The sequence below is a fragment of the Mesorhizobium sp. M7A.F.Ca.AU.001.01.1.1 genome, from assembly GCF_004022735.1.
Lineage (GTDB): Bacteria > Pseudomonadota > Alphaproteobacteria > Rhizobiales > Rhizobiaceae > Mesorhizobium > Mesorhizobium ciceri.
This window is the reverse complement of sequence record NZ_RZPF01000788.1, coordinates 1-2,797: the sequence shown is the minus strand read 5'-3', so window position 1 is coordinate 2,797 and position 2,797 is coordinate 1. Positions and strand designations below refer to the sequence as shown.

The 2,797-nt window shown below is 65.3% G+C and carries 4 protein-coding genes and 1 pseudogene; 3 read left to right on the top strand and 2 right to left on the bottom strand.

Translation table 11 applies throughout. From position 1 onward, the window contains the following. A partial coding sequence (locus EN884_RS31835; RefSeq protein ID WP_245492021.1) for an SDR family NAD(P)-dependent oxidoreductase occupies positions 1 to 507 on the bottom strand: 507 nt, incomplete at its 3' end. Between the two features lie 99 nt (positions 508 to 606). Between EN884_RS31835 and EN884_RS31830 the strand changes: the two genes are divergently transcribed. Both EN884_RS31830 and EN884_RS31825 read left to right on the top strand, forming a co-directional pair. Beyond that, on the top strand, positions 607 to 1,221 hold the full coding sequence (locus EN884_RS31830; protein WP_063167994.1) for a TetR/AcrR family transcriptional regulator: 615 nt from the start codon (positions 607 to 609) through the stop codon (positions 1,219 to 1,221). A gap of 55 nt (positions 1,222 to 1,276) precedes the next feature. Further along, on the top strand, positions 1,277 to 1,672 hold the full coding sequence (locus EN884_RS31825) for a rhodanese-like domain-containing protein (protein WP_063167993.1): 396 nt from the start codon (positions 1,277 to 1,279) through the stop codon (positions 1,670 to 1,672). A gap of 13 nt (positions 1,673 to 1,685) precedes the next feature. Here EN884_RS31825 and EN884_RS31820 read toward each other — a convergent pair whose 3' ends face one another. Next, a complete protein-coding gene (locus EN884_RS31820; protein ID WP_027161593.1) occupies positions 1,686 to 2,594 on the bottom strand; it encodes an alpha/beta fold hydrolase in 909 nt (302 codons plus the stop codon). Between the two features lie 47 nt (positions 2,595 to 2,641). Here EN884_RS31820 and EN884_RS39900 point away from each other — a divergent pair. After that, positions 2,642 to 2,797 (top strand): annotated as a pseudogene (locus EN884_RS39900) (MarR family transcriptional regulator); the annotation flags it as partial.

Here is a 2,797-nt window from a genome sequence, read left to right as displayed (position 1 = left end):
GGCATCACCGCCAATGTCGTCCACCCCGGTTCGACCGACACCGACATGAACCCGGCCGACGGCCCGCTCGGCAAGGTTGCTGCCGATCGAGATGATGCTGCCGCCCTCACCCATATGGGCGGCCGCGGCCTTGGAAGCGATGAATGGGGCCCGGAGATTGACCTCCATGGTCTCGTCGAAATCGGCGAGCGACAGCGTGTCGATTGGGGCGGCGCGCCAGATGCCGGCGCTGTTGACCAGGATGTCGAGCCGGCCAAAGGCGGTTACGGCGTCGTCGACTGCCTTGTCTAGGGCGACCGCATCGCGGTTGTCGGCTTTGATCGCGATGGCGCGGCCGCCCTTGGCCTCGATCTCGGCGACGACAGCGCGGGCCTGTTCCTCGCCATGCACATAGGTCAGCGCGACGCTGGCGCCATCGGCCGCCAGCCTCCGCGCAATCGCTGCGCCGATGCCGCGACTGCCGCCGGTGACGAGCGCGGCCTTGCCGTTCAATCTGCTGGAAGACATCGAATTCTCCTTTTATGTAATGATCGATACATAAATATCTGTCAGCCTTGCCCGCTGGCGTCAACTGAATTATGTATCGATCAACACAGAAAGAGCGTCATGTCGGAACGAGGCCGTCCCCGCACCTTCGATCGAACCGCAGCCCTGCGTTGCGCGATGCAGGTGTTTTGGGCGCGTGGTTACGAAGGTGCATCGATGAGCGAACTGACCGCCGCCATGGGCATCAACTCGCCCAGCCTCTACGCTGCCTTCGGCAGCAAGGAGGCGCTGTTCCTGGAGGCGACGGATTTTTACTCGCACACCGAGGGTGCCGACATCTGGCTGGCATTGGACGAGGCTCCGACCGCGCGGCAGGCGATCGAACAATTCCTGTGCCTGACGGCGAAAGCCTATGCGCAGAGCGATCGCCCGCAGGGCTGCCTGATCACGCTGGGCGCACTGCATCAGGATTCGAGCCGCGGCGCCATCTGCGACGATCTGCGCCGCCGTCGTGCCGAAAACCACACCGCCCTGCAAAAACGTCTGGAGCGCGGTATTGCCGAAGGCGAATTGCCGGCGGATTTCGACGCGAGCGCTGCCGCGACCTTCTTCGCCACGGTCCAGCACGGCATGTCGATCCAGGCGCGAGACGGCGCCTTGCACGCTGCCCTGCTGGCGACGGTTGCCGGGGCCATGGCTGCCTGGCAGACGTTGGCCGGCGGCAACGCGGCGTGACAAACGCCGGCTGGTGTGCTCGAAATCCGCCAGCAAGGCCGGGAGGGACGAGAGCGTGAAAAAGGGTTATCGCGAGCTGCTGGACGAGGCGAATGCCGTGATCGAGGTGGTTTCGCCGGAGGAAGCGGCCGGGCTGCTCGACGATGAAGACACCATCTTCGTCGATCTGCGCGATCCACGCGAAGTGGAACGCGACGGCCGGATTCCGGGCGCCAAGCATGTCACGCGCGGCATGCTGGAATTCTGGATCGACCCCGAAAGCCCTTACCACAAGCCGTTCTTCGCCTCGGGAAAGAGCTTCGTGTTCTTCTGCGCCGGCGGCTGGCGCTCTGCCCTGGCCACAAAGACGGCGCAGGACATGGGGCTTTCGCCGGTCAAGCACATCCTCGGCGGCTACACCGCCTGGAAGGCCGCCGGACTGCCGGTCGAACCCGGCGAGCAGAAGAAATAATCTCGACCGCCGCTCAATGCAGCAGCAATGGCTCGCGATGCGTCACGAAGCCGACCGCGCGTTCGACCACGCCCTTGTCGGCAAGAATGCGGCGATGGCCAAGCCCGTCGGCCCAGTAGAGCCGCACATGGCCGCCGGCACCGGCATAGCGCCTTGCGTGATCGGCCGAGACTTCGCGGTCGTCCGGCGCGTGGATGACCAGGGTCGGCACCGGTGCCTGGGCGAGCTGGCGGTCGCCGGTGAATTCGTGCAGCGGCCGGCCGGAAAGATGCTCGACCCGGTCCGCCATGGCGGCTTGCGAGCGCGGGCCGACATTCAACATATGACTGAAGTCGGCAAAGATCGCCGGCAGGGAACTTGGCGCCGCGATCAGCACCAGGCGTCCCGCCGCCAGCGGCGGGATGTTCTTGACCGAACCGGCGATGGCATTGGCGGCGACGGCGCCGCCGAAGGAATGGCCAACCGCCGCCGCGAACGGGCCGAACCATTCGCCGGCAACCCGCACCGCATCCACCGCATTGACCATGTTCAGGCGCCGGCCCTGCGACTGGCCGTGGCCAGGCAGGTCGAGCGAAACGACCCTGTAGCCGGCGGCGCGATAGCCTTCGATCAAGGCGCGCATATATTCGGTGCGCGAGCGCCAGCCATGGACGACGAGCACCGTGCCGACGGCCGCCCTGCCCGGCTCGGGCCGGAACTCGTGCACCATGACGCAGCCGGTCGCGGTCTTCAGCCGGTGATGACGCGCCTCGGTCATGAACCCCGTCGCACGCTCGACAGCGCGGCGCTCGCCATCGCTGAGCGCCTTGACATTCGGGGTGCGGCAGAACAATTCGAACGCCGCGCGTCCGCTGAGCCGCGGCGCGACACGCTCTGCCGCACCGAACACGCCCCGGATGACCTTCAGCCCGAATGATGCCATAGTGAGAATCCATCCATACGTTCAAGCATGAACATAATAGTTCAAAGATGAACAATAAACAAGAGCTGCCTTGGGACAACCCGCGTTTCCGCAACTGGGTCGCGGTGGCGCGCGCCTGCCATGTGCTTGAGCGCACGCTGGCGGTGAAACTTGCGCCGCTCGATTTGAAGCCGGCGCAGCTCGACGTGCTGATGAACCTCTAT